This is a genomic window from Halomonas sp. E14, from assembly GCF_052568415.1.
Genome location: NZ_CP199423.1, coordinates 1,530,356 through 1,551,470, shown reverse-complemented (window position 1 = coordinate 1,551,470; position 21,115 = coordinate 1,530,356). Strand labels below are relative to the sequence as shown.

30 protein-coding genes are annotated in these 21,115 nt (G+C 69.7%); 1 reads left to right on the top strand and 29 read right to left on the bottom strand.

Annotated elements, in window-relative coordinates; all coding sequences use genetic code 11:
* Window positions 1–2: 2 nt before the first annotated feature.
* From ACT7B3_RS07300 to ACT7B3_RS07285, 4 genes are read right to left on the bottom strand one after another with little or no spacing between them, the layout of a single operon-like run.
* Window positions 3–446 (bottom strand): phage GP46 family protein, encoded by a 444-nt coding sequence (locus ACT7B3_RS07300; RefSeq protein WP_445157414.1) that lies wholly within the window; start codon window positions 444–446, stop codon window positions 3–5.
* Window positions 446–1,045, bottom strand: a complete 600-nt coding sequence (locus ACT7B3_RS07295; RefSeq protein WP_445157413.1) for a phage baseplate assembly protein V — start codon at window positions 1,043–1,045, stop codon at window positions 446–448. Before ACT7B3_RS07295 ends, ACT7B3_RS07300 begins: the two co-directional genes overlap by 1 nt.
* Complete coding sequence (locus ACT7B3_RS07290) at window positions 1,045–2,118, bottom strand: phage baseplate assembly protein (protein WP_445157412.1); 1,074 nt, start codon at window positions 2,116–2,118, stop codon at window positions 1,045–1,047. The genes ACT7B3_RS07295 and ACT7B3_RS07290 overlap by 1 nt, the downstream gene beginning before the upstream one ends.
* Window positions 2,111–3,358, bottom strand: coding sequence for a DNA circularization protein (locus tag ACT7B3_RS07285; protein WP_445157411.1), 1,248 nt, complete (start codon window positions 3,356–3,358; stop codon window positions 2,111–2,113). Before ACT7B3_RS07285 ends, ACT7B3_RS07290 begins: the two co-directional genes overlap by 8 nt.
* A 46-nt stretch (window positions 3,359–3,404) precedes the next feature.
* Between ACT7B3_RS07285 and ACT7B3_RS07280 the strand changes: the two genes are divergently transcribed.
* A complete protein-coding gene (locus ACT7B3_RS07280; protein ID WP_445157410.1) occupies window positions 3,405–4,199 on the top strand; it encodes a hypothetical protein in 795 nt (264 codons plus the stop codon).
* Here ACT7B3_RS07280 and ACT7B3_RS07275 read toward each other — a convergent pair.
* From ACT7B3_RS07275 to ACT7B3_RS07155, 25 genes are all read right to left on the bottom strand, one after another.
* Window positions 4,196–5,956 carry a phage tail tape measure protein gene (locus ACT7B3_RS07275; RefSeq protein WP_445157409.1) on the bottom strand — a complete coding sequence of 587 codons (1,761 nt, stop codon included), beginning with the start codon at window positions 5,954–5,956 and terminating at the stop codon, window positions 4,196–4,198. The genes ACT7B3_RS07280 and ACT7B3_RS07275 overlap by 4 nt on opposite strands.
* Before the next feature lie 120 nt (window positions 5,957–6,076).
* Window positions 6,077–6,454 (bottom strand): phage tail assembly protein, encoded by a 378-nt coding sequence (locus ACT7B3_RS07270; RefSeq protein WP_445157408.1) that lies wholly within the window; start codon window positions 6,452–6,454, stop codon window positions 6,077–6,079.
* 3 nt (window positions 6,455–6,457) lie between these two features.
* Entirely contained in the window at window positions 6,458–6,814 is a 357-nt protein-coding gene (locus ACT7B3_RS07265; protein ID WP_445157407.1) for a phage tail tube protein, read from the bottom strand.
* 42 nt (window positions 6,815–6,856) lie between these two features.
* Window positions 6,857–8,344 carry a phage tail sheath subtilisin-like domain-containing protein gene (locus ACT7B3_RS07260; protein WP_445157406.1) on the bottom strand — a complete coding sequence of 496 codons (1,488 nt, stop codon included), beginning with the start codon at window positions 8,342–8,344 and terminating at the stop codon, window positions 6,857–6,859.
* Complete coding sequence (locus ACT7B3_RS07255) at window positions 8,344–8,556, bottom strand: DUF2635 domain-containing protein (protein WP_445157405.1); 213 nt, start codon at window positions 8,554–8,556, stop codon at window positions 8,344–8,346. Before ACT7B3_RS07255 ends, ACT7B3_RS07260 begins: the two co-directional genes overlap by 1 nt.
* Window positions 8,553–9,119: a DUF1834 family protein gene (locus tag ACT7B3_RS07250; RefSeq protein ID WP_445157404.1), complete on the bottom strand. Its 567-nt coding sequence runs from the start codon at window positions 9,117–9,119 to the stop codon at window positions 8,553–8,555. Before ACT7B3_RS07250 ends, ACT7B3_RS07255 begins: the two co-directional genes overlap by 4 nt.
* A complete protein-coding gene (locus ACT7B3_RS07245) occupies window positions 9,119–9,529 on the bottom strand; it encodes a gp436 family protein (protein WP_445157403.1) in 411 nt (136 codons plus the stop codon). The genes ACT7B3_RS07250 and ACT7B3_RS07245 overlap by 1 nt, the downstream gene beginning before the upstream one ends.
* 6 nt (window positions 9,530–9,535) lie before the next feature.
* The gene (locus ACT7B3_RS07240) at window positions 9,536–9,946 is read right to left on the bottom strand and encodes a hypothetical protein (protein WP_445157402.1); all 411 of its coding nucleotides are present in this window, start codon (window positions 9,944–9,946) and stop codon (window positions 9,536–9,538) included.
* A 48-nt stretch (window positions 9,947–9,994) separates the two neighbouring features.
* Complete coding sequence (locus tag ACT7B3_RS07235) at window positions 9,995–10,924, bottom strand: major capsid protein (protein ID WP_445158855.1); 930 nt, start codon at window positions 10,922–10,924, stop codon at window positions 9,995–9,997.
* Between the two features lie 40 nt (window positions 10,925–10,964).
* Window positions 10,965–11,309, bottom strand: a complete 345-nt coding sequence (locus tag ACT7B3_RS07230) for a DUF2190 family protein (protein ID WP_445157401.1) — start codon at window positions 11,307–11,309, stop codon at window positions 10,965–10,967.
* Window positions 11,306–12,424, bottom strand: coding sequence for a hypothetical protein (locus tag ACT7B3_RS07225; protein WP_445157400.1), 1,119 nt, complete (start codon window positions 12,422–12,424; stop codon window positions 11,306–11,308). The genes ACT7B3_RS07230 and ACT7B3_RS07225 overlap by 4 nt, the downstream gene beginning before the upstream one ends.
* Window positions 12,425–12,697: 273 nt before the next feature.
* Complete coding sequence (locus ACT7B3_RS07220; RefSeq protein ID WP_445157399.1) at window positions 12,698–13,216, bottom strand: phage virion morphogenesis protein; 519 nt, start codon at window positions 13,214–13,216, stop codon at window positions 12,698–12,700.
* A 16-nt stretch (window positions 13,217–13,232) separates the two neighbouring features.
* Complete coding sequence (locus ACT7B3_RS07215; protein WP_445157398.1) at window positions 13,233–14,024, bottom strand: phage head morphogenesis protein; 792 nt, start codon at window positions 14,022–14,024, stop codon at window positions 13,233–13,235.
* Window positions 14,024–15,466 (bottom strand): DUF935 domain-containing protein, encoded by a 1,443-nt coding sequence (locus ACT7B3_RS07210; RefSeq protein WP_445157397.1) that lies wholly within the window; start codon window positions 15,464–15,466, stop codon window positions 14,024–14,026. The genes ACT7B3_RS07215 and ACT7B3_RS07210 overlap by 1 nt, the downstream gene beginning before the upstream one ends.
* Window positions 15,467–17,023 carry a hypothetical protein gene (locus tag ACT7B3_RS07205; protein ID WP_445157396.1) on the bottom strand — a complete coding sequence of 519 codons (1,557 nt, stop codon included), beginning with the start codon at window positions 17,021–17,023 and terminating at the stop codon, window positions 15,467–15,469.
* The gene (locus ACT7B3_RS07200; RefSeq protein ID WP_445157395.1) at window positions 17,020–17,559 is read right to left on the bottom strand and encodes a DUF3486 family protein; all 540 of its coding nucleotides are present in this window, start codon (window positions 17,557–17,559) and stop codon (window positions 17,020–17,022) included. The genes ACT7B3_RS07205 and ACT7B3_RS07200 overlap by 4 nt, the downstream gene beginning before the upstream one ends.
* Window positions 17,559–18,299 (bottom strand): DNA-methyltransferase, encoded by a 741-nt coding sequence (locus ACT7B3_RS07195; protein WP_445157394.1) that lies wholly within the window; start codon window positions 18,297–18,299, stop codon window positions 17,559–17,561. Before ACT7B3_RS07195 ends, ACT7B3_RS07200 begins: the two co-directional genes overlap by 1 nt.
* A gap of 4 nt (window positions 18,300–18,303) precedes the next feature.
* Window positions 18,304–18,600, bottom strand: a complete 297-nt coding sequence (locus tag ACT7B3_RS07190) for a VpaChn25_0724 family phage protein (protein WP_445157393.1) — start codon at window positions 18,598–18,600, stop codon at window positions 18,304–18,306.
* Window positions 18,597–18,932 carry a hypothetical protein gene (locus tag ACT7B3_RS07185; RefSeq protein WP_445157392.1) on the bottom strand — a complete coding sequence of 112 codons (336 nt, stop codon included), beginning with the start codon at window positions 18,930–18,932 and terminating at the stop codon, window positions 18,597–18,599. The genes ACT7B3_RS07190 and ACT7B3_RS07185 overlap by 4 nt, the downstream gene beginning before the upstream one ends.
* A complete protein-coding gene (locus ACT7B3_RS07180) occupies window positions 18,932–19,168 on the bottom strand; it encodes a TraR/DksA C4-type zinc finger protein (protein WP_445157391.1) in 237 nt (78 codons plus the stop codon). The genes ACT7B3_RS07185 and ACT7B3_RS07180 overlap by 1 nt, the downstream gene beginning before the upstream one ends.
* Window positions 19,125–19,430 (bottom strand): hypothetical protein, encoded by a 306-nt coding sequence (locus ACT7B3_RS07175; RefSeq protein ID WP_445157390.1) that lies wholly within the window; start codon window positions 19,428–19,430, stop codon window positions 19,125–19,127. The genes ACT7B3_RS07180 and ACT7B3_RS07175 overlap by 44 nt, the downstream gene beginning before the upstream one ends.
* Entirely contained in the window at window positions 19,427–19,834 is a 408-nt protein-coding gene (locus ACT7B3_RS07170; RefSeq protein WP_445157389.1) for a hypothetical protein, read from the bottom strand. Before ACT7B3_RS07170 ends, ACT7B3_RS07175 begins: the two co-directional genes overlap by 4 nt.
* On the bottom strand, window positions 19,825–20,526 hold the full coding sequence (locus ACT7B3_RS07165) for a transglycosylase SLT domain-containing protein (protein ID WP_445157388.1): 702 nt from the start codon (window positions 20,524–20,526) through the stop codon (window positions 19,825–19,827). Before ACT7B3_RS07165 ends, ACT7B3_RS07170 begins: the two co-directional genes overlap by 10 nt.
* On the bottom strand, window positions 20,523–20,678 hold the full coding sequence (locus ACT7B3_RS07160) for a hypothetical protein (RefSeq protein WP_445157387.1): 156 nt from the start codon (window positions 20,676–20,678) through the stop codon (window positions 20,523–20,525). The genes ACT7B3_RS07165 and ACT7B3_RS07160 overlap by 4 nt, the downstream gene beginning before the upstream one ends.
* Window positions 20,679–20,680: 2 nt before the next feature.
* The gene (locus tag ACT7B3_RS07155) at window positions 20,681–21,016 is read right to left on the bottom strand and encodes a putative holin (RefSeq protein WP_445157386.1); all 336 of its coding nucleotides are present in this window, start codon (window positions 21,014–21,016) and stop codon (window positions 20,681–20,683) included.
* Between the last annotated feature and the right edge of the window lie 99 nt (window positions 21,017–21,115).

Genomic DNA, 21,115 nt, shown 5'->3' with positions numbered 1-21,115 from the left:
CGTTATGCAGCGTTTCGCCACACGTAATCGAATTGCCGCTCCAGCACGCCGGCATCGCCCCGGCGGATCACCACCCGCAGCCCCAGGGTGTCGCGCCGCATGTGCCACGCCTCGACCTCCACGGCCTCGGCCACGCCGTCTTCCACCAGCCAGGCCAGCGCCTCCTCGGCGTACTCATGGGCGCGGCGCAGCACCGCCTCTTGTTCCTTCTCCCGATGCAGCAGCCACAGCCGCGACCCCATCGGCCGATCCAGGTAGGCGTCGGCCCACCAGCCCCGGCGGTCGCCAGTGCCGTCCGGCAGGCGGTCGGCGGGCAGCGCGCGGCGGTCGGTGAACAGCGACAAGATCACCGCCGTGGTCAGGCCCTCGTCGGCGGCCAGGTCGCCGCCCTCGACAGCCAGGTCGAAGCGCTTGGCCTCGGCGTCGTAGCGCATTGCGAAGTCCATCAGCCCATCTCCTGGTTAGGCGTGCCGGTGGTGCCGCCGCTGTCGCCGCGGTGGTTGTGGCCGTTGTAGGTATCGCGCACGCCCTGAACCGAGCCCACGCCGTCGGACACGTCGCCGGTGGCGTTGATGTCGCCGTCCACCATCAGGTTGCCGTTGATGGTCACATTGCCGTCGTGGGTGGTGGTGGCCGTGATATGGCAGGTGGGCGCGGTCGCCTCCAGGTGCTGCACCGCCTCCACGCGGATCGACTCGCGCCCCAGCACCACCACGTTGCCCAGGTCGTCGTACAGCGCCACCTCGCCCTGGGCCAGACCCTTCAGCCGGTAGCGGCGGTCGTCCACCGACAGCGCCACCAGGTGCGCACGGGCGCCGCCCACCGACGCCACTACCGCCTCGGCGCCGGGGTGCGGATGGCAGGTAAAGCCGTACTCCTGGAAGCGCTCGGCCCACGCGGGCTCGCCGCCCAGCAGGGCCACCTGCACGCGCTGCAGCTTGAGCGAGTCGTCGACCAGCCTGAGCACGCCCCGGCTCACCAGCAGGCGCAGGCGGCGCCACACCGGCCCCATCACACGCTGAAACACCCTTGCTTGATCAGCCATCAGAACCCCCAATCGTCGCCGCTGCTGGCCGGTTGCGGCTCGGGCACTGGCACTGGCTCGAAGGCCTCCGGCGGTGCCACGCGCAGCTCGGCGAAGCGGCCCTCGTCATTGCCCTCGACCAGCTGCACGTCGCTGATCAGCAGCGCCTCGTCCAGCCCCAGGTACTCGTCGCGCACATGCACCAGGTCGCCGGGGCGCCACACGCCGGCATCGCTGCGCCAGGTGCCCACGGTGTAGGTCACGCCCCGACCCCTGGCCCAGCGCATGCGGGCCTCCAGCTCGGCCCGGTCGCGGCAGTCGGCGCCGTCCGCCGGGGTGTCGCACACCAGCAGGGTGGTGCGCGGCTTGCGTACGCGCGGGTCGGTCGCCCGGCCGCGCGGGGTGGCGGCCTGCTCGCCGCTCCACTCGTCGGTGCCCGGCGTCTGCCCCTCGACCAGGTAGGTATGGAAGCGGTCGCGGTCGCTGAACTGGCCCGACCCTCGGCGGATGTTGCCGCCCAGCACCAGGGCCGGCGTCACCTCGCGCTGCACCGCATGCACGATCACCAGGCGCCCCTCGGCATCGCTGACCATGCGCGCACCCCGGATCTGGGCGGCACGCTCCAGCGCCTCGGCGATCGGCTGGCCATCCTCCAGGGCGTAGGCACGAAAGGCCCGCGTGGCGCCCACCTCGTCGACCACCTCGATGCCGTAGGGCTCGGCCAGCGCCCTGGCGATCTGCACCAGGGTGCGGCCGTCGAAGCGGGTATCGGTGTCGCTGCAGTCGACCAAGTCTCCGGCCTTGCTGCGCCCGCGCGCCACGATGGTGTGGCTCTCGGCGTCATAGTCGGGCAGCACCTCGTCCAGGTAGCCGGTCAGCACCAGCTCGTCGCCCACCGCAACGGTGCAGGCCTCGCCCGGCACCACCGGGCGGCGCTCGCCGCTGTCGCGCCAGCGCTCGGTCAGCACCAGCTCGAAGCTGTCGGCGATCTGTTCCAGCGACAGGCGGATGCGCACCTCCTGCCAGCCCTCGTGGCGCTCGCTGCCGATCTGTAGGACTACCGGGCTGCGGTCAGTCGGGTCGCGCTTACTCACTCAGCACCTCCAGGGCGATACCGCCGCGCAGGGCGCCGGGATGGGGCACGCCGTTGCGCACGGCGATCTCGTCGGCGCGGCGGGCGTCGCCGTACAGGCGGTGAGCCACCACCAGGGCCGGCAGCGTGCGCTGCGGCGTGTAGGTAGTCATGCCCGGCAGGGCGGTGGCGCGGGCGCGCAGATCCTCGGCCACCGCCGCGCGCAGGGTGACCAGGGCGCCGTACACGGCGTCGCTGATCGGCTCGTCGCCGCCCATCTGCGCATCGATCAGCGCCAGGGTGTCCTGGCCGGCGGCCTCGGCATCGCCCCGGCTCACCCAGTCGGTCTCGGCGACCAGGCGTGAGGCCTCCACGGCGGCCGCACGGCCATTGAGCTGGTTGGCGGCCACGGTGTTGCGCGCCCGTTGGCGGCGCTCCGGGGTGTCGGCGATCGGCGGCGTCACGCTGTCGCCACTGGTGCCGGTGTCGCGCAGCAGGCGCGCGGCCCGCACCGGGGTGCCGGGCGAGAGCCGCACCCGGCCACCGCCCGCGTCGCCACTGCCCAGCACGCTGTTGCCGCTGAACAGATCCAGCGCCCGCACCGGCTCCAGCACGGCGTTGCGCAGGCGGTTGTAGCCGCCAAGCACGATGCCGGCGATGTTGACCGGGAAGCGGATGGCCCCGGCGACCTCGCCGGCAATGCCGCCCACCACCTCCTCCAGGTCGCGCAGGATGGCCAGCAGGTCGCGCTCGACCGACAACAGCGACCAGCCCAGCAGACCCTCCACGCTCCACTGGCTGGCGAAGTCCTCGGACAGGGCGGCCTCGAAGGCGTCGGCCGCCTGGGCAAGCTGGCGCTGGGTGTCCACCGCTCGGGTGGGGAAGGTCTCGGCGCCGCTCTCGACGAACGTCACCTCGAAGGTGCACACGCCACCCTCGCGGGTGCTCTCGCTCCAGCGCGGCTCGGTGGCCACCACGCTAAAGGTGCCCAGGTAGGGGTGCACCAGCTCGCCGGGCTCCTCCGCGTCTATCGCCTCAATCAGGGCGTCGCGCTGTAGGTCGTAGTCGTCACCGGCGACGAAGAACTGCAGGCGCCACTCGCGCGCCTTGCGCCCCATGTCCTCGGCGTAGGGCCGGTCGCGGCGCGGGTACTCGTGCACCAGCCAGCGCCGCCCGCCCTGGGTGTCGTAGCGCTCGACGTGGAACTCGACCCCCCGGAAGCTGCCGCGCAGCTCGGGATCGAGGCGTTCATGCCAGCTCATGTGCTAAGCTCCCGTGGTCACGCATGGACTGAAAAAGGCAAGAAAAATGAACGACATCTTCCTTATCCTCGTACTGCTCTCCCTGCCGGCTATCGTGGTCGGCGCCATCAAACCCCGCTGGGTCATGCCCTGGGCGGCTACGCCCAAACGATTGCCAGCCATTGGCCTTTACTGCGCCGTCCTGGTGGCCAGCTTTGTCGCCTTCGGCGTCACCTCGGAGCCCCAGGAAGCTGCCACAGCGGAAGCCGACACAACGGAACAGGCGACACAGGAAGCGCCAGAGCCGGAACCCGCAACCATCGCGACCACCGAGCCCGAACCGACGCAAACAGAAGCGGACCTCGACTGGGGCATCGACCGGGCCGACACGCTCGCGGCGGAACACATGCCGGAAGGCCAGGCCGGCTTTATCCGCGTCATGGAGCAAGCCGCCGCTGATTACGAAGAAGCATTGCGCCAGGGCGCCAACGACCTTCGGCTTTCTCGGATCGACAGGCAGCGGCGCGACGAATCCCGCCAGTACACCGACCAGGGGCACGTCACTGACTGGGTTGGCGTGCTGGACCACATGGGCACAAACCGGGAAGGAAAGGCTTACGTGCAGATCTGGACCGGCGACATGGTCAGCTTCAAGACTTGGAACAATGCGCTTTCCGACATCCAGGCCGGCAGCCTGATACCCCAGGACTCCCCGATTTACGATGCCCTTATGGATCTGCCCCTGGACACCCCCGTGCGCTTCTCCGGCCGGATCGTGGACGAAGCGAGCGTCACCGAGCACGGCTCCGTTACGCAGCCCGAATTCATCGTGGTGTTCAGCAGCATCGAGCCGATCAATTAAGGCCATACGCCCAGCACCCCCGAATCCACATCGAAGTCCATGGCCCCGCGACGACGCACCTCCTGCACGCGGGGCCGCCCCTCCGAATCAATCCTGATATGCAGCTCGCCGCCCACCTCGGTGCGACCCTCTCTAAACCCCATCTCGCGCACGCCCTGCTGCGCAACCGGGGCGCCCAGGGCGACCTCCGGGCCGGACTCCGGCGCCCCTTGAATGCCCAGCCCCTCCCTGGCCCAAGCCGGCAGCCAGCCGGTCAGCGAGTCGAGCTTGGCGGACAGCCAGCCGGTCAGCCCCTCCCACTGGGCGGCGATGCCGGCGCGCAGACTGTCGATCCAGGCGCTACCAATTTCGGCCAGGGAGAAGTCGGCGAAGATCTCGCCCAGGGCGTCGATACGCCCGGACACCCACCCGGTCAGCGACTCCCATCCGCCCGCCACACCCTCCACCAGGGTGGCGATCCACTCGGCGCCCACCTCCGACAGCGGGCGCATGCCGAATAGCTGGAACACCTCGTCGATGATGCGCAGCAGGATGCCGGCAGGGCTCCAGGCCAGCAGGTCGCGGGTGATGCCGCCGATCCCTTGCGAGAACCACGCCTTGATGCCCTGCCACAGATCCCCGAACCACTCGACGATGCCGTCCCAGTTTCGATAGATCAGGTAGGCCGCTCCGGCCAGCAGGGCCACGGCGCCTAGGAACCAGCCAATGGGCGTCGTCATCAACACCCACGAAAACTTGCCGATGGCCAGGATCGCAGCACCCACCGAGACGATGAACTTAGCGGCCATGAAGACGGCCAGGCCGGCCAGCAGGTTGCCGAACCCGCCCACGGCATCCGCCGCCCAGGTCACCGCACCGGCCACCATCTGGATGCCACTCCATAGCTCGCTGACGCGGCGCAGGATCTCGCCGGTGATCATCTCGCGGTTGCCCTGGATCAGCGGATTCAGGGTCTCCAGCCATTCGTTGAGCGCCGGCAGCAGGCCGATCACCACGGCGTTGCGCAGCCCTCGGATGGTGCCGTCCAGCTCGCCCAGGTTGTCGTTGTAGCGCTCGGCCTGCTCGGCGTCGTCTTCATCCACGAGCTGGCCGGTACGGCGCCACGCGTCCATCTCGCGCTCCAGGCCCTCGCGGCCTTCCTGCAGCACATTGATCATGCCCACGCCACCCCGGCCGAACATGGCGCGGGCGAAGCGGGTCTGCATCTCCTCGCTGTCGATACCGGCCATCACGTCGGCAATGTCGCCCATGATGTCCATGGAGCTGCGCATATTGCCCTCGCTGTCGCGCAGGGCGATGCCGGCCCACTGCATGGCCTTGGCCGGCTCGCCCATGCCGGCAGCGGCCTGGGCCAGGCGGTTGGAAAAGCTCTCCAGGTTGCTCGCCATCTGGCTGTCGCCCATGTCGCTCATGCGACCGGCGGCACCCATGAGGAGCTGCACCTGTTCGTGGGTCATGGACAGGCGGCGGGAGAGCTTGATAGCGGCGTCGGCGGGCTCGGTGAACCCGCCCACCAGTCGTCGCATGCCCCACACGGCGCCGGCGGTGGCACCCCCTATCATGGCCAGGCGCCGGGTCAGGGTGCGGAACTGGCCGACCATATCGCCGGTAGCGGCGCGCACGGCGCGGGCCTGGCTGGCCAGGCGGTCGAGCCCGGCCCGGCGAGACAGGCCGGACAGCGCTTGCTGGACGTTGCGAACCGGGCGCGTCACCCGGTCCACAAGCTCCAGGACGACGCTAGTCACCATCCTACTCATGCCGCTTGATCTCCTCGGCCAGTTGCTCCGCCTGGTGGTACCACCACACCAGGTCGTCCAGATCCATCTCCAGCAGCTCCACCGGGCTGAAGCCGGTGAAGGCCACCGCCACCGTGCGGATCAGCGCCGCCCAGTCTTGCGGCGCTTGGGCAAAAAAGGCTCCACCGCCACCAGGCACAGATCCATGTCGCGGGCGTCCAGCTCGTCCATGGCGTGAATCGGCAAGCCGGCCAGGGCGGCCACCAGGGCCAGACCCTTACCGATCTCGCCGTTCACCTGGTCCATCTTTTTCAGGTGCTTGCCCTTGACCCGCTTGGGCAGGGTCAGCGTCTCCACGGTGCGCTCGCCGTCGAGCTTGCTGGCCTTGAAGGTCAGCGGCTCCGACAGGGTGACGACCAGGGCGTCGCCCTGGTCCTCGAGGCGGGCTTGCTCCTCGTCGGTCAGCTCGATGCCGTCGATCTGATCGCGCAGGGCGTCCAGGTTGTCTTGCTCTTCCATCGCTTAGATCCTCTCGCAGGTACGGGCGGCCATGTTCAGGCGGAAGGTGCCTTCGCCGCTGTTCAGCTCGGTGGTTTCGGTGACGAATGCCCCGGTCAGCATGTAGTCCTGACCGTTGTCGCACTCGAACAGCACCGTGGCGTTGCGGATGCTGCCCACGTCGATCAGGTCCAGCTCCTCGGTGTGCAGCACGGTCGCCTGCAGCGTCGGCGCCACCGGCTCCTCGTTGTAGTAGACGCGGCGGCCGGCCATCTTGGTGTTGCGGTTGACGCCGCCAGGGTTGAGCGTGGCGCCACGCTCGGTGGGGATCTCCTGGCCATCCACGCGGATGGTGGCTATCCCGGTGATTCGTGCGCTCATGGGTGGTTACCCTCCTTTTAAAGGCCGGTTACCCGCCGCTTATCAGCGGCGGAACTGGGTCTGCTGGGCATGGACGCGGTACTGGCCGATCAGCATCGGCTGGTCGATCACGTTCAGGCGGTTGGGGTCGTCCGGGTCGATGTTGGCCGCCAGGCTCTCGCTGTAGCCGGCGTAGTCGCGCACCCAGCCGCGCTCACCCATGAAGGTGGTGCGGTACAGGTCCAGCAGCTCGGCCTTGGCCACCTTGGGCGTCATGATCGGCTGGCTGGGGTCGTAGAAGTCCCGGTCCTCGTCGGCCGCCAACTTGTGGCGCGGGTACTTCTGGGCGAAGCGGCTGATCTGCTCGAAGCGGATGCGCTCCAGCACCTCGGGCGTGTTGATGTCCAGGTAGCTGTCGTCGGCCACGCCGGCCTCGTTCTCCTGGTAGGTGGTGATCTGCCGCTCGATCTGAACGGTGCCGTCGCTGGCCACGGTGTAGGTGGCGATGCCGTCGAACAGCAGCAAGTTGCGCTCGGCGTCCGACCAGCGCTCGTCCTCGGCCGGGCCGATCAGGCCGGGCAGGGCCAGGCGCTGCAGCGGGCGGGCCGGGTCGATGCCCAGGGAGCCGGCAGCCACGATGGTGTTGGTCGCCGCCCAGATCCAGGTCGGCGACGGCACCCGGTTGGTGCCCATGATGCTGACGTGGGGCGAGTTGCGGCTGTTGCCCTTGGTGGCGGTGTCGCTGTGATTGCCCCGGAAGGCGGCGAACGCGCGGCCGCCGATCTGGCGCATCGGCCCGTAGCGGTCGGACAGCTCGTCCTCCATGGTCTCCAGGCTCACGGTGTCGGTGTAGGGCAGGCACACCCAGTTGAACCACTCACCCCCCATAGCGGCGATCACCGCGTCCAGCTCCGGGTTGACCGCACCGCCCTCGAAGTCGCCGTAGGCCAGGCGCAGGCCGCGCGGGCGGTTCTCGCCCTTGACGCTGTCGCGCAGGTCGATGTCGTTGCCGGTCTCGCCGGCCCAGCGGCAGGTCAACACCACCTTGCTGGGCGTGGTGTCGTCCACCGCCGCCGTGACCGGCACGCGGTCGTTGTCGTTAACGGCCGCCACGATGGACTCGGCCACCGCCTGGGGCTCGTCGCCGGCCTGCATCTCCACCCACACCCGGTAGCCGGCCACGTACAGCGCCAGCGGGCGGGTCTCGGTGGGGCCGTCGCTGATCGTGATGCTGCCCTCGGCCTTCACGCCGGTCTCGGCGTCGTCCAGGGCCACGGCCCAAGTCTCGGTGAACTGGTCCACGGACTTGATGGCGCGCATCATCTCGGCCAGCATCGAGCCGCGGCCGAACCACTCGTCGCCCTGGCTGTCGTTGGTGAAGCGCAGCAGCTTGCCGGCGTCGCGGCTGCCGGTGTCGAGCTTCTGGCCAATCACCAGCACCTTGCCGGCGAACACGGCATTGCCCGCCAGGCGGTTGTTGAACTCGATGTACCAGCCCGGCACGCGCAGCGCGGCGGGGATACCATCAAACACGGTTGAGCTGATCGCCATCAGTCGGCCTCCTTCTGATCAGTGGCCACCGCCGTCGGCTTGGCCTTGGTTTTCTGGGGCGGCTTGGCCTTGACGACCGAGCCGTCCGCCATGCGGCGCGCCCAGTAGCCGCTCCAGTCCACCTCGGCACCCTCGGCGGGTAGCGGGCGGCCGTTGAGCGGCTGGCGCACCACCAGGCCCTCGCGGGCCGGCTTGATAAAACGCTTGGTCACGGTGATGTCTCCTCGTTACCCGTGGGGATCTCGGCGTAGCTCTCGGTATCGGGGCCGTCGCCGACCTGGTGTGTCGCGCTGTAGATGGCGAAGTCGCCCAGGTCGGCCGCATCGCGCGGCGCCGGGAAGGCCATCTCCAGCGTGAACGCCATCTCGTACACCGCCACGCCCTTGCGCTGGGCGCTGGCCGGGGCCAGCACCCGCAGGCCGGCGAACATCAGCGTGCCCAGCTTGGCGGCAGGCTTGTTCGACAGGGTCGGCACCAGGCGCTCGACGATCTCGTAGGCGCCGATCTGGCGGCTGTTGCCGCGCTGGCGCTCCCGGCCGCCGCTGGCGTGGCTGGTCACCGCGTAGACCATGAAGCGGGCGTCGATCCGCCCACCCCTGGCGCCCTTGCCGGGCTGGCCGCCGTCGAAGTACACCCACACGCCGGGCATCTTGCGGAAGGCCAGCGCCAGGGCGTCCTGATCCCACGGGCCGGGCAGGGTCTCGATGGTGGCCACGGTCTGCCCCAGCACCTGGCGGCAGGCAGTGACGATGGCGTCTTCGGCGTCGGCGATCATCAGTACCCCCGCATGGTGTCGTCATCGAACACCCGGCGGCGGCCGCGCACGGCCACCGGCTCGGCGCTGGCCGGCGGCGGGCTCTCCAGGGGCAGGTTGATCTCCCCCCTGGCGATGCCGCGCAGCCTGGCCACCGCGTCCTCGTAGCGCTGGCGCGCCTGCTCGGTGCTCACGCCCTTTTGCAGCCGGTACCGGGCAATGTCGGTGCACAGCGTGGACAGCAGGCGCGGCGTGTCGGTGACCGGCAGGCGGTAGCGGGACGCCAGGTAGCCGTCGATCTCGGCGCTGGCGTCCTCCAGGGCACGCTCGGCCACGGCCGTGTCGATCTCGCCGGTGTGCTCCAGGTCGGTCAGCTCGACGATCTCGGTCTCACCGAACCGGGCCACCATGTCGGCTACGCTGGCGTACATGGCCCGTTACTCCTTTGCCTTGGTCTTGCTGGCGGTCTTGCGCGCCGTCGGCTTGGCCTCGGCCTCGCCGCCTGCCTCGGCCCCGGCTTCCGTCGCAGCGCTTGCGCCGTCCTGCTCGGGGGTGGCGTCGTCAGCCTTGGCGGTGTCGGTCTCGCCGCCTTCCTGGGCGGCGTCCTGAGCGGCGTCGGCCTGGTCGCCATCCTTGGCGCCTTCCTTGGCGTCGGCCTGCTGGCCGCCCTCGGGCTTTTCGCTCCCTGGGTCGCCCTCGCCATCCTCGGCTACCGGGCCGCCGATCACGCCCTTGCGGGTCAGCCGGGCGATCTCGGCGGCGTCTTCCTTGGGGTCCAGCTCCACCCCGCCCGGCGGGCGGCGGGTCTTGCCGTCGCGCCGCAGCGCTTCGCGCAGTGCATACTTCATGGCTCACCTCGTGGTGTTGGCCCGCCGGGTGGCGGGCCGGTGCATGGCTTACTCGGCGGCAACGTCCTGGATCAGGAAGCCCGACTCGATCCCGGAGAGCACCGGGGCGCGCTCGTAGGTCACCGGATAGATCCAGCTCTTGGCGTTGCGCTCGTTGTAGGGCTCCTCGACGATGGGGTGCCCTTCGAGCGTGTAGGTGTAGCCGAACGACGGCTCGGCGCGGGAACTCACCTGCTCGGGCACGTAGGCCAGCACGGCGGCGTTGCCCCAGGCGTCGATCATGGTGTCCGTGCCTTCCTCCATGTACACGGTCTCGCCCACCACGATGCGGCGCAGGTTGAACAGCCGGGCCAGCATCTCCACGGTGATGGAGTCGCTAGAGGTGTACTTGAAGCGCTCCAGGATCTTCGGGTGCTCAGCCAGGGCGTTGAAGCCGGCCGCCGGGATCTCCAGGGTGTTGGGCCGGATGCCGATGATCGAGCGCACCGCCTCGCGGTACTCACGGATCTGCTTTGCCGGGTCGCTGTCCGGGCTGGTCCACTGGTCGGTGCCCGACAGGGTCACCTTGTTGTTGGTGCTGTAGCTGGCCGGGTTGGTGGCCAGCTTCGCCTGCTCGACCTCCAGCGAGAGCGACATGATGTTCATAGTCTCGTTGGTGGCCTGGGTGCCCAGGTCGATGCCGGGCACCTGGTTGGCGTCCTGCATGTGCTCCCACGGCACCTGACCTTCCAGGGCGTCCTGCACCAGGGCGAACGGCTTGCCCTCGTAGCCGAACTGCACGCGCTTGGTGTTGGAGCCGGGGGCGCGGCGGGTCTTGTAGAGCTTGAAGCTTTCGCGGCCGAACTCGATGATCTGCCCGCCGCGTTGCTTGACCGGCACGCGGGGGAACAGGGCGAAACCGACGCGCTCGGGGTGGCGATACCCCTGGGCGACGTTGGAGAGAATCGGGTCGATGACCCGTACCTGGCGGTTGTTCATGGACACGTTACGGTCTCCTTAACTGACGGTTACCGCCCGCTTAGCGGACGAGCAGCACTTCGATGAATTCGCCCGCGCCGCTGGCGGCGTCGAGCGCCTTGGCCGCGACCACCTCGCCACCCACCTCGGGATTGACGATGGCTCGGGCGCTGTCGTCGGACACCAGGTCGTCACCCACGGCGACGGCGCCGCCGGTCTCGATCACGGTGGTGCCGATCACGTCGACGGACAGGTCGTCGCCGTCGATGGCCTTGAAGTTGGCCACGCCGAACGCCTCGGCGCCGGTGCTGTCGAGCTGCGCCCCGTCGAAGCCGACGAAGCGGTGGGCGGTGACCGCGCCGACAGCCAGCACGGTCAGGGTCAGTACGGGAATCTTCTGGCTCATGCCGGGTTACCTCCTCGCTGCACGGCGCTGACGGCCGTGACGTAGTCGCAGTCGTGTTTCTCCTGGTAGGCCAGGGCCTGGGCGTGAACGCGGGCCTTGTCCGGGTTCACGTGGTAGCCGTCCGGGGCCTGGTAGTCGCTGGCCTCGGGCTCGCCGCCACCGGCGCCGCGCTCGCTGTAGTCCACCGCCTGGGGCAGCTCCTGCAGGAACTCCTCCAGGAAGGCGCGGCCGGTGGTCGACACCTTGTCCTTACCCTCGCCGAACTCCAGCGCGCCCTCGGCGTCCTGGCTGGCCATGAACGCCACCAGGCCGTCGCGGTGCTTGGGCAGCACCCGACCTTGCTTGACCAGGTCGTCCACCAGCGTGGCGCTGGCCTCGGCCTGGGCCTGGCGCTCGCGCTCGGCGAACTCAGCCTCTTGTTGCTTGATGCGGTTCTCCCGCTCCTGGATCTCACGCTCCTTGCGCTCCAGCTCTTGCTTGTCCACGTCGGTCACCTCCTGGGTGGGTTGCGATGGCGGTTTGGCGGGCGCGGCGGCCTCGCTGTAGGCGGGAGACTCCGGCGCCTCCAGGTGCTCGATCTCCCAGTCGGGCAGAATCTTGTCGGCGGCCTCGCGGCCCTTCTCGCCGATCAGGTGCTCGCGCAGGGCACGAAACAGGCGCTTGACCACGCCGCTGCGCACCTCGCCGAACTCCAGCTCGATCACGTCGGTGTCGCCGTCGGCGAACTCGATCTGCTTCAAGCCCTTGATCGCGGGCGGCTGGGCGCCCAGGAAACCCACGTGACGCAGGTAGTAGGTGCCGGGCTTGGGGTTGGCGGGAGAGTCGGGGCGGTAGAAGCTGGCCGACACCTTCTTGAAGCGGCCGGCCTCGACCAGCTCGGCGAACTGGGGCTCCACCTGGTCGGGCTCGGCCTCCAGGCTCTCGCCGTACTGCAGGGACTTGATCCAGCCGTAGGCCGGGTGGTCGTGGCGCGGGTGCCCCACCACGATGGGCGCCTCATGGAGCGCCGGATCGTAGGCGGCGGCGGACTCGCGCAACTGCTGCTCGGTGAACCCGATGGTCTCGCCGGACATGGCGGTATGCTTGCCCGGCCGGAAAATCTCGATGCGCTGCATGGCGGCCTCCCGTGTCATTGGGGGCCAGTATCGAAAGACACGCCCGCGCCGGTAAGGCGAAGGACTTCAGCGGACGCTCAAGGGGGGTGGGGTGGCGCGGCGAGGAAGAGGCATTTCGGGGTGCGCGCGCCGTGCGCACCATATAACCAGCAGTCGCCCACACGGGCAAGGTGTTTAAAACCTGTTTAACGGCTCGCAGGCGTGTTTAAAAAAACTTCCGCGTGCCGTCGTGGCCACAGGCGAGAAAAACGCTTACAGGGGCTTTCAGGGCCGTTAGCGCGGACGCGCATCCGGGGGCAGGGCATGGCGCTGCAGGATCTGGTCGATCACCTCGCGATCCGTCGCCGACAGGCCCAGGTATTCGCGGGCCGGGATGGTCACCTGCTTGACCACGGCGAAGGCGCCATCGGGGCGGCCGATGGCCAGGGCGCCGCCGCGCTTGGCCTTGATGGTACCGCCCAGTTGGTGGATGGCGCCATAGATCTTGTTGGTGCCCTGCTCCAGGGAGTCGCTGCCCACGCGGTAGTGGATCGAGCCGCGCAGCCCGGCGCCGCCGCTCTCGGTCAGGATCTGATTGCCGCGCTTGTTGGCTTTGGTGAAGTCGGTCAACGGCTCCCAGGGGCGGCCCTGGGGGTCGGTCTCGGTGCGAAAGCGCTCCTCCACCGAGCCCTGCAGGTGCTCGCCGATCTCCAACAGCGCCGGGCGCGTGCTGCCCATGTTGCGCTCGATCTGGCGCAGCACGTCGCTGGTGATCTGGTCGCGGATCTCGTGTTTCAGCTCGATGCCAGCCATGGGCTTGCTCCAGGTCTCAGTCCAGGTCGTCGGGGGTTTCGCGCAGGCGGCGGCGGATCTCGGCCATCATCGCCGTGGCCAGCACGTCGGGCAGGCCGGCGCGCTTGCGCTCCACCGTCTCGCGGGTGCGGGCGGCCACGCCCCGGCCGGGGGCGTAGTTCCAGCCGGGGTCCACGCCCTCGGGCACGTCCTCCTGACGGGCGCCGGTGGTGTCCTGCCACGGCGCGCGCTTCACCGGCGGGGCCTCGTCGGGGGCCTCCTTGCCCAGCCGCGCCAGGTCGTCGGGGCCGACCGCCACCACCTTGCACGAACAGCCCCAGCCGTTGGGCGGGTAGTGCTCCTCCCACCAGGGGTCGTCGGCGGGCAGCACCAGGCCGTCCCATTTCAGGTGCTCGGGGCGCGGGTCGCGGCTGCCGCCGTGCAGGTAGCGCCAGTAGGGACGCACCCGCAGCAGGTCGGGGTCGGTCAACTGGGCGTGCCGGCCGGCGGCGTAGGCGCTGCGCAGGTTGGTCTCGTAGATCACGCGCGTGCGCCAGCCCCGGCCGCCCCGGTACTCCCAACCGGTGCGCTCCACGGTCTCGTCGAAGCGCTCGCGAAACTGGGCCAGGGTGGTGCCCTGGCTGATCGCCTCGTCCACGGCGCCGCGCAGGTCGTTCAGCAGGTCGGCCTTGGCGGCGCCCGCCGCCATGAAGGCGCTGTCGTGGGCATCCTTCCACACGTCGGTCCAGCGCCCGCTGGGCAGGTTGACCTTGTTGCGAAAGAAGGCGATGGCCTCCTCGAACGGCAGATCCCGGTATTCGACGCCCATCACTCGCCCTCGTCCACGTCGGCGCGACCGGCCAGCTCAGCGGCGGCGATGGCCTTCTGCATCACCTGGGCCAGCTGCTCGCTGGGCATGTCCTCGTAGAGATTCAGCAGGCCGTCGCGGATCTCCTCCATGCTGCTGGCACTGGCCACCAGGCGGCGCACCGGCTCCATCAGCGCGGCCATGGCCGGCTCGGCGTCGCGCTCCAGGCGGTCGGCCATCATGTCGGCGCGGCGTCGGGCACTGGCGTCGTCGCGCTCGGCAAAGCCCAGCGATGGCGCGGGCGGGCGGTTGTCCACCTCCCAGCCGTCGCCGTAGTGGTCCTGCACGTAGCGCAGGCTGGGGCGGTAGCCCAGGCGGCTGACGCGCTCGTCTCGCTCGGCCAGCTTGTTCAGATCCTCGGGCTGCTCCATCTTGCGCCACACGCGCGGCGGCTTGGCGTTGGGGTAGTTCCACTCGGTCAGCCAGCGGGCCACGCCCTGGTTGAAGCTCTCGCACACCACGTCGGCATCCGCCTTGACGATGTCGGCGCGCACATCGCCGGCCATGTCCTCGCCACCCAGCCGGCCCGGCGCGCTCTCGCTGCTGCCGGTGTGGCCCAGCACCACCTTGGTGATCGCTCGGTCCATGCGGTCATACAGCGCGGTGTAGTCGGCGGTACCGCTGCGCGCGGCTTCGATCAGCTCGATCTGCATGCCCTCGGGCACGATCACACCGCTGTCGCTGTGCACCGCCTGCAGGGCCTGCAGCAGGCGCTGCTTCTGGCTCTCGGTGCTGGACTGCGGAAAGGTCCCCTTCGCGGTGGGCTGGCCGAACTTGTCCAGGAACACCAGCCACAGGCGCAGGCCGTTGCGCTTGAAGAACACCGGCCAGTACAGCCAATGCCCCAAGCCCTGGCCGTAAGGCTCGTCGTCGTGGTCGGCGCCGGTCGAGAAGTGCCAGAACTTGCGCTCGGGCAGCAGCTCGCCGTTGGGGTGGCTGGCGGTTAGCATGCGCAGCCGGCCGGCACCGTCGAAGCGGAAGCGGCGGCGGTTGCGCACCTTGATGGCGTCCAGGGTGACGTGGCGGCCGTCGCGCGCCCACAGGCATTCGGCCACGGCGTAGCCGTAGAAGATCCCGTAAAGCATGCCCTTGGTGGCGCGGTCGAAGCGAATGCCCTGCAACTGCTCGCGCAGGAAGTCCGCCGCCGCCTTGTCCTGGGCGCCGGTGCCGCCGGGCTCCACCTCCCAGTCGGCGGACACCACGGCCAGTTGCCGCTGCCCCCAGGTCGATTGCACCTGGTCGTCGCGCAGCAGCTCCTCGTAGAGGCGCAAGTCGCCACCGCCGCGCGCTGCCAGCACCGTGTCGGCGGGCTGTAGAAGCTGCAGCGGGGAGACGAATCCCCGCGTGATGTCGCGGCCATCCAGCGTGGTGGCCACCTCTTGCATGTCCGGCTTGGTCGCCATTTAGAAGCCCCCTGTGTCGATGCCGCCGCCCACGGTGCCGAAGCCCACGTCGGCGCTAACGCGCCCGCCCTCGTAGCCGCTGCGCTTGATGCCGGTGCTGCGGAACTCGATCTCCACGCCGTCCTGGCGCGTGGCGTAGTAGGCCAGCGCCAGCGAGATGGCGCCGTCGCCGTGGCGGTTGGTTTGTCCGGTGCTCTTGGGCAGGCGCGCCACCCCGTCCACCAGCTTGATCGCCCGCAGGTCGTCCAGCAGGTGCGAGTCCTTCGGGATCTCCAGCTCGCCGTCCTCGAAGGCGGCCTTCAGCGGCGGCATGTGCTCGCGGTACCACGCCTCGGTGAACTGGATCTCGTGGATGCGCGCGCCGTAGTGTTGGGCCGCCACCTCGGCCAGGTAGGCGCCGTTGCCTCGTGCGTCCAGGGCGCCCACGTGGAAGCGCGGGAAGCGGTCGCAGATATAGAACAGCACCTGGCGCTGTTGCTCGAACGGCATGTTTCCCAGCTCGACGATGAACGGCACCCGGCGCACCAGGTTAGCGCCGGCCACCATCGGCGTGATCACCGTCAGGTCGGACACCCGGCCGAAGTCCTCGCCCACCGAGACCAGCAGGTCCGCCGGCAGCTCGGCAAGCAGCGGGCGCAGCTCGCGCTCGCACCAGTCGCGGATCTCGGCCTCGCGCAGGTGCGGCGCCCAGTGCTTGAACTCGTCCTCCATGCGCAGGCGCAGCACCGGCGGGCCGGCCACCATGCGCGCCTCGATCAGGGCGCGGGACAGCCAGGCGCCGCTGCCCTGGGATGGGATCACGTCCAGCTCCTCGCTGGCCGCCTCGCCGTAGAAGGCGTACACGCCCTCGACCCACTCGCGCTCGCCTTCGGCCGTCCAGTCCTTGCCCAGGCGCAGGCACACGCGCTGACAAAGCCCCTGAGCCACGGCCTCCTTGAAGGTGATGCGCTGCACGCTGCCCCGGCGCTTGCCCGCGCGAATGTCGTTGATCAGCTCGTTGAACGGGTTGCGCTCGCCGTTGTGGGTGCTGATCACGCGCACCTTGCCGCCCCAGATCAGCAGCGCCAGGGCCGCCTTCAGCAGCTCGCCCAGCTTGTCGTGGAACGCCGCCTCGTCGATCACCACCACGCCTTGCTTGCCGCGCAGGTTGGCCGGGCGGCTCGACAGCGCCACGATCCGGTGGCCGCTGTCGGGAAACTTGATGGTGAAGGTCTTGATGTTCTTGTCGTCGCCGTCGTCTTCCCAGATCCCTTCCTCGACGGCGCTCGCGGCGTGGTTGAACACCCGCGCCCACATGCCGCAGGCCTCGACGTACTCGATGGCCATGTCCTGGTTGTAGCCGATGTAATAGACGTTCATGCCGCCGGCGGACTTGGCGGCGGCGGCGATCAGCACATCGTCGGCGGCCTCGGCCCAGGTCAGGCCGGTACGGCGGCTTTTCTCGCTGACCTTGAGCTGGCTGTCGTCGGCGATCCACGCCTGCTGGTAGTCCAGCAGCACCGGCGGCGGGGCGTCGGCGGCATGGGTGGCCGGCAGGCGGGCGGGAACGTCGGTCATTTGGCGATCCCCAGCAGCTCGCGGCGCAGGTCGTTGACCATCTCGGCGGACAGGCCGCCGCGCTTGGCCACCTCGGTGGCCTTGTCGGCGGCTTGCTTGGCCACCTCCTGGCGGATGCGCAGCTCGCGGTCCATGGCCACCTTGTCGGCGGTGTTCAGGTCGCGCAGGGCGCCGGCCAGCATGGCCACTTCCTTGGTGCTGATCTCGGCGCCCTCGTCGCCGGCCCCGGCCAGTTGCTGGAAGGCCACGGTGCGCAGCATCTCCGACAGCAGCCGGCCCACGTCGCCGCTGGGCTCCTCCTCCAGCTTGCCCACCCACACCTTGGCCAGCTCCTGGGCCTCGCGGTAGCGCTGCATCTGCTCGCGGGTGTTCTTGACGTAGCGGCCCACGGCGCTGCGACTGGGGGCGTCGTCGCCCAGCAGCTCCTCGAGCTTGTCCACGATCTGGTCGATGGTGGCCCGATCCTCGCGGACCAGCTTATCCACCGCCTGGCGGATACGCGGGTCCAGGCGGGCCACGGTGCTCTTACGTGCCATCAGGCGGCCTCCAGCTTGCGCAGGCGCTCCAGGGAGACGCCGAAGTAGTGCGGGTCGATCTCCACGCCGACGAAGGCGCGGCCCGACTCCAGCGCGGCGACCCCGGTGGTGGCGCTGCCCATGAACGGATCGAGCACCACGCCGTCGGCCGGCGCCAGGCGCACCAGCTCGCGCATCACCGCCACCGGCTTGCCCACCTGGTGCAGCTTCTCGCCGGCACGCGGGGCGCAGCGCACCACGCCCGGCAGCACCGGGGCATCGGCGCCAGGCTTGCCGCGCGGCCCCTTGCTGGCGGTTATGACGAACTCGGCCTGCTGGCGGTGCCAGCCTTTGACGGGGCGGGTGCCCTCGGTCTTGTCCCACACCAGGATGCCGCGCGACACGAAGCCGGCCACCTGGATGGCGTCAGAGACGGTGGGCAGTTGGCGCCAATCACAGAACACGGCCACCACCCCCCCCCGTTTCAGGGCGTTATAGGCGGCGCCCAGCCAGCGCTCGCACCACAGGCCATAGGAACGCTGGTCGCGGGTATCGCCCGGCCAGGACGGCCCAGGATGGCGCTGCCCGGTGTTGAGGTACTTGGCGCCGGTGTCCTGCACGCGGTCGCCGCGATACATGCCGCCGCTGGAATACGGCGGATCGGTGATCAGGGCGTCGACGGAGTCGGCCTTGAGCCGCTCCAGGCCGGCCAGGGCGTCGCCCTGGAACAGTTGCGCGCGGCCTACGCTGATAGCCTCCATGCGCTCACTCCCCCGGCAGCGGGCGCTTGACGCCGCGCACGCGGGCTCGCCCGGCGGCCACGTCGCCGCCGCGCACGGTCAGGGTGGCCACGGCCACGCTGCCCACGTCCTCGACGGTGACCAGGTCTTGCTCGGCCAGCCAGTCCAGGTCGGCCAGCAGGCGGTCCTGGCTTACCGAGTGGCCCAGGCTGCCCAGGGCGCTGCCCAGCAGGTGGGCGCTGGCGCTGTAGCCGGACGACTGGTCCAGTAGGCGCAGGATCTGCAGGCGCCGATCCTCACTCAGGATGCGCTCGTAGCTCATTTCCCTTTCTCCAGCAGGTGTTGGTGGATGATGCCCAGTTGCTTGGCCAGGGCCTCGTTGGTCGATGTCGCCCTGGCCAGGCCCTGGTTGGTCTCGTCGAGCTTGCGCCACAGGTCGCGCAGCTCTTTGCTGCTGGGCCGATGCCGCAGATCGTGATCCACGCCATCCATGCGCCGCTCCAGCTCGTCGATGCGCTCGTTGGTGCTCACGATGGCCTCGCGGGTGGCTCGCGTGCGGTTGGTCCACCACACGTAGAGCGACACCCCCACCATGAACGCCACCTGGGCCACGTCGAAAAAGAAGCGCGCCGCCGTCCAGTTGATCCCCTCCATCAGCTCCTCGCGTACCGTTGTTGTTGCTGGTCGCGCACCTCCTGGCAGGGCACGCATGTTCTGGCATTGGGCAGCGCCTCCAGGCGCCGCGCCGGTATCTCGTCGCCGCACTCCTCGCACAGGCCGTCCGGCGAGGGTGTCTCGCTGGCCATGCGCGCCCGGTGCCGCTCCAGGGCGTCCAGGCGCTCGCGCTCAGCGAGGGCCGCCGCCGTCTCGTACTGCTGTTCCGTCCACACAGTCCTGGCTCCAGTGGCGCGCCCGCGCCAGCTTCTCCCATCCTCTCGATCCCCAGCGGTGCAGCTCGGCGACGAACTCCGCCACGTCGCGCTGGGTGTACTCGCCCTCGGGCCGCTGCGGCGACGGCTCGGCCTCGCTCATACCGGCCGGCAGCGCGCACACCACCGGCGCCGGCAGCGGCGCGGGCGGTTGCGGTGCGGGCTCGGGCGTGCCGGCGCAGCCGGCCAGCCCCAGCGCCAGGCATAGCGCCCAGATCCTCATGGCAGAGACTCCAGGGTGTCGCGCAGCACCGGCGCCACCGGGCCGTCGTCGGCGGCCGGGGCGCGGCGGATGCGGCCCTGCAGCTCCCGGTACCGCTCGTCGCGGTCGGCCAGCGCGTCCTGCAGCTCGCGCACCGCCTGCTCGGACCGCGCGCGCTCCTGCTGCATGCGCGCCAGATCACGGCGCTGCTGTTCGGCCCTGGCCTCCCATTGGTTGCGCTGGTCGCGCAGCCGCTCGGCTTCGGCGCGGGTCTCGCTCAGCTCGCCGGCCAGGCGCTCGGCGTCGGCCGCCAGGCGGCTGGTTTCCACCTGGTGCCACAGCCAGCCCCCGGCACCAATGGCCACCACGGCAGCGGCGAGCCACAGCCGCCCCGGCACCAGGCGGGCGATGGTCTTCACGAACATGGCGCACCCCCGTGCCAGCCGGCGGCGACGTAGCGCGGCGCAAGGTCATGGACGATGCGGCGCACGTAGTGGCGATTCTCGCGCTCGGCCCAGCCGGCGCGGTTGGTGTAGCGCTCGACCGAGCCGAACCACACGGCCGGGTCGTCACCGGCGGCACGGGCCAGGCGCTGGTCGCGCTGCACCCAGCCCAGGCCGCCGTTGTAGGCCGACAGCGCGAAGGCCCAGCGCTGGCACTCGTCGGCCGCGCTGCTCAGGCGCTGCCAGTGCCAGCGGTTGTAGCGGGTCATCGCACGCATGGCCCAGCCGGGCGAGTACGGCGCCGCCGGCCCCAGGTCCGGGTAGATCTCGGCGATCCAGCGCGACGTGGCGGGCATGAACTGCGCCAGCCCCTGGGCACCCACCGGGCTGTCCACCCGCTCGCGCCAGCCACTCTCCTGGTGGATCTGGGCCGCATGCAGGGCCACCCGGCCGGACAGCCCCCATTCCTGTTGCACCACGCGGGTCAGCTCGCGCTGGTAGCGCTCGGCCACCGCCGGCACGCCCTGGGCACGGGCTTGGCAACTGACCAGCAGAATCGCCAGCAGCAGCACGCCGACTCCCAGGCGGCTGCGCAGGAACCACATCAACCCAGCGAGGGCAAACAAGACCAGGGCAGCAGCCCAGCAACTCGCGTTGCAGATCTTCCTGATCATGGGCGCTTCCTCCGCCCCAGATACCAGGCCACCCACAGCCAGATCGCCACGTTCACGTCGGAGACGATCAGCCAGTAAACCTCCTTGCCGCCGCCCAGGGCGGTCATCACCGTGAACGCCACGCACAGGAAGAAGGCCGCCAGGTAGTTCATGGCTAGACCCCCAGACCCAGGGCGATGATGGCGGCGGCGATCACACCGACACGTCGCAGCGCTGCCAGGCTCGCCTGGTGGCGCATGTGGCGCGCGCCGTTGTTGAGGTCTTGCGCCGCCAGCCGGTTGGCCATATGGAATAGGTCACCGGGGCGGGCGTAGTGAAAGATGGTCCGGTCGATCCAGTAGCCCAGGTAAGCGCCCAGGGCCAGCTTGGACAGCGACCACACCAGCACGCCCAGTTGGTGCGGGGCCAGATGGCCCACCACGGCGGTAGCCAGCAGGGCCAGCAGCAGCCAGGGGAAGGCGCGGAACTTGTCGAACAGTCGGGAAAGCATGGCCGTCTCCAGTCGGTCTCGGTCTCAAAGCGAAGGCTTGAGCCTTGACGGTAACGACTGGCGGCCGGGCGAGGCAGGCGAAGGACTTCAGCGGAAGAA

Coding starts and splice junctions, on each gene's coding strand:
- ACT7B3_RS07300 (WP_445157414.1), bottom strand. CDS start 446: ATGGACTTCGCAATGCGCTACGACGCCGAGGCCAAGCGCTTCGACCTG.
- ACT7B3_RS07295 (WP_445157413.1), bottom strand. CDS start 1,045: ATGGCTGATCAAGCAAGGGTGTTTCAGCGTGTGATGGGGCCGGTGTGG.
- ACT7B3_RS07285 (WP_445157411.1), bottom strand. CDS start 3,358: ATGAGCTGGCATGAACGCCTCGATCCCGAGCTGCGCGGCAGCTTCCGG.
- ACT7B3_RS07280 (WP_445157410.1), top strand. CDS start 3,405: ATGAACGACATCTTCCTTATCCTCGTACTGCTCTCCCTGCCGGCTATC.
- ACT7B3_RS07275 (WP_445157409.1), bottom strand. CDS start 5,956: ATGAGTAGGATGGTGACTAGCGTCGTCCTGGAGCTTGTGGACCGGGTG.
- ACT7B3_RS07270 (WP_445157408.1), bottom strand. CDS start 6,454: ATGGAAGAGCAAGACAACCTGGACGCCCTGCGCGATCAGATCGACGGC.
- ACT7B3_RS07265 (WP_445157407.1), bottom strand. CDS start 6,814: ATGAGCGCACGAATCACCGGGATAGCCACCATCCGCGTGGATGGCCAG.
- ACT7B3_RS07260 (WP_445157406.1), bottom strand. CDS start 8,344: ATGGCGATCAGCTCAACCGTGTTTGATGGTATCCCCGCCGCGCTGCGC.
- ACT7B3_RS07250 (WP_445157404.1), bottom strand. CDS start 9,119: ATGATCGCCGACGCCGAAGACGCCATCGTCACTGCCTGCCGCCAGGTG.
- ACT7B3_RS07245 (WP_445157403.1), bottom strand. CDS start 9,529: ATGTACGCCAGCGTAGCCGACATGGTGGCCCGGTTCGGTGAGACCGAG.
- ACT7B3_RS07240 (WP_445157402.1), bottom strand. CDS start 9,946: ATGAAGTATGCACTGCGCGAAGCGCTGCGGCGCGACGGCAAGACCCGC.
- ACT7B3_RS07235 (WP_445158855.1), bottom strand. CDS start 10,924: ATGAACAACCGCCAGGTACGGGTCATCGACCCGATTCTCTCCAACGTC.
- ACT7B3_RS07230 (WP_445157401.1), bottom strand. CDS start 11,309: ATGAGCCAGAAGATTCCCGTACTGACCCTGACCGTGCTGGCTGTCGGC.
- ACT7B3_RS07225 (WP_445157400.1), bottom strand. CDS start 12,424: ATGCAGCGCATCGAGATTTTCCGGCCGGGCAAGCATACCGCCATGTCC.
- ACT7B3_RS07220 (WP_445157399.1), bottom strand. CDS start 13,216: ATGGCTGGCATCGAGCTGAAACACGAGATCCGCGACCAGATCACCAGC.
- ACT7B3_RS07215 (WP_445157398.1), bottom strand. CDS start 14,024: ATGGGCGTCGAATACCGGGATCTGCCGTTCGAGGAGGCCATCGCCTTC.
- ACT7B3_RS07210 (WP_445157397.1), bottom strand. CDS start 15,466: ATGGCGACCAAGCCGGACATGCAAGAGGTGGCCACCACGCTGGATGGC.
- ACT7B3_RS07205 (WP_445157396.1), bottom strand. CDS start 17,023: ATGACCGACGTTCCCGCCCGCCTGCCGGCCACCCATGCCGCCGACGCC.
- ACT7B3_RS07200 (WP_445157395.1), bottom strand. CDS start 17,559: ATGGCACGTAAGAGCACCGTGGCCCGCCTGGACCCGCGTATCCGCCAG.
- ACT7B3_RS07195 (WP_445157394.1), bottom strand. CDS start 18,299: ATGGAGGCTATCAGCGTAGGCCGCGCGCAACTGTTCCAGGGCGACGCC.
- ACT7B3_RS07190 (WP_445157393.1), bottom strand. CDS start 18,600: ATGAGCTACGAGCGCATCCTGAGTGAGGATCGGCGCCTGCAGATCCTG.
- ACT7B3_RS07185 (WP_445157392.1), bottom strand. CDS start 18,932: ATGGAGGGGATCAACTGGACGGCGGCGCGCTTCTTTTTCGACGTGGCC.
- ACT7B3_RS07175 (WP_445157390.1), bottom strand. CDS start 19,430: ATGAGGATCTGGGCGCTATGCCTGGCGCTGGGGCTGGCCGGCTGCGCC.
- ACT7B3_RS07170 (WP_445157389.1), bottom strand. CDS start 19,834: ATGTTCGTGAAGACCATCGCCCGCCTGGTGCCGGGGCGGCTGTGGCTC.
- ACT7B3_RS07165 (WP_445157388.1), bottom strand. CDS start 20,526: ATGATCAGGAAGATCTGCAACGCGAGTTGCTGGGCTGCTGCCCTGGTC.
- ACT7B3_RS07160 (WP_445157387.1), bottom strand. CDS start 20,678: ATGAACTACCTGGCGGCCTTCTTCCTGTGCGTGGCGTTCACGGTGATG.
- ACT7B3_RS07155 (WP_445157386.1), bottom strand. CDS start 21,016: ATGCTTTCCCGACTGTTCGACAAGTTCCGCGCCTTCCCCTGGCTGCTG.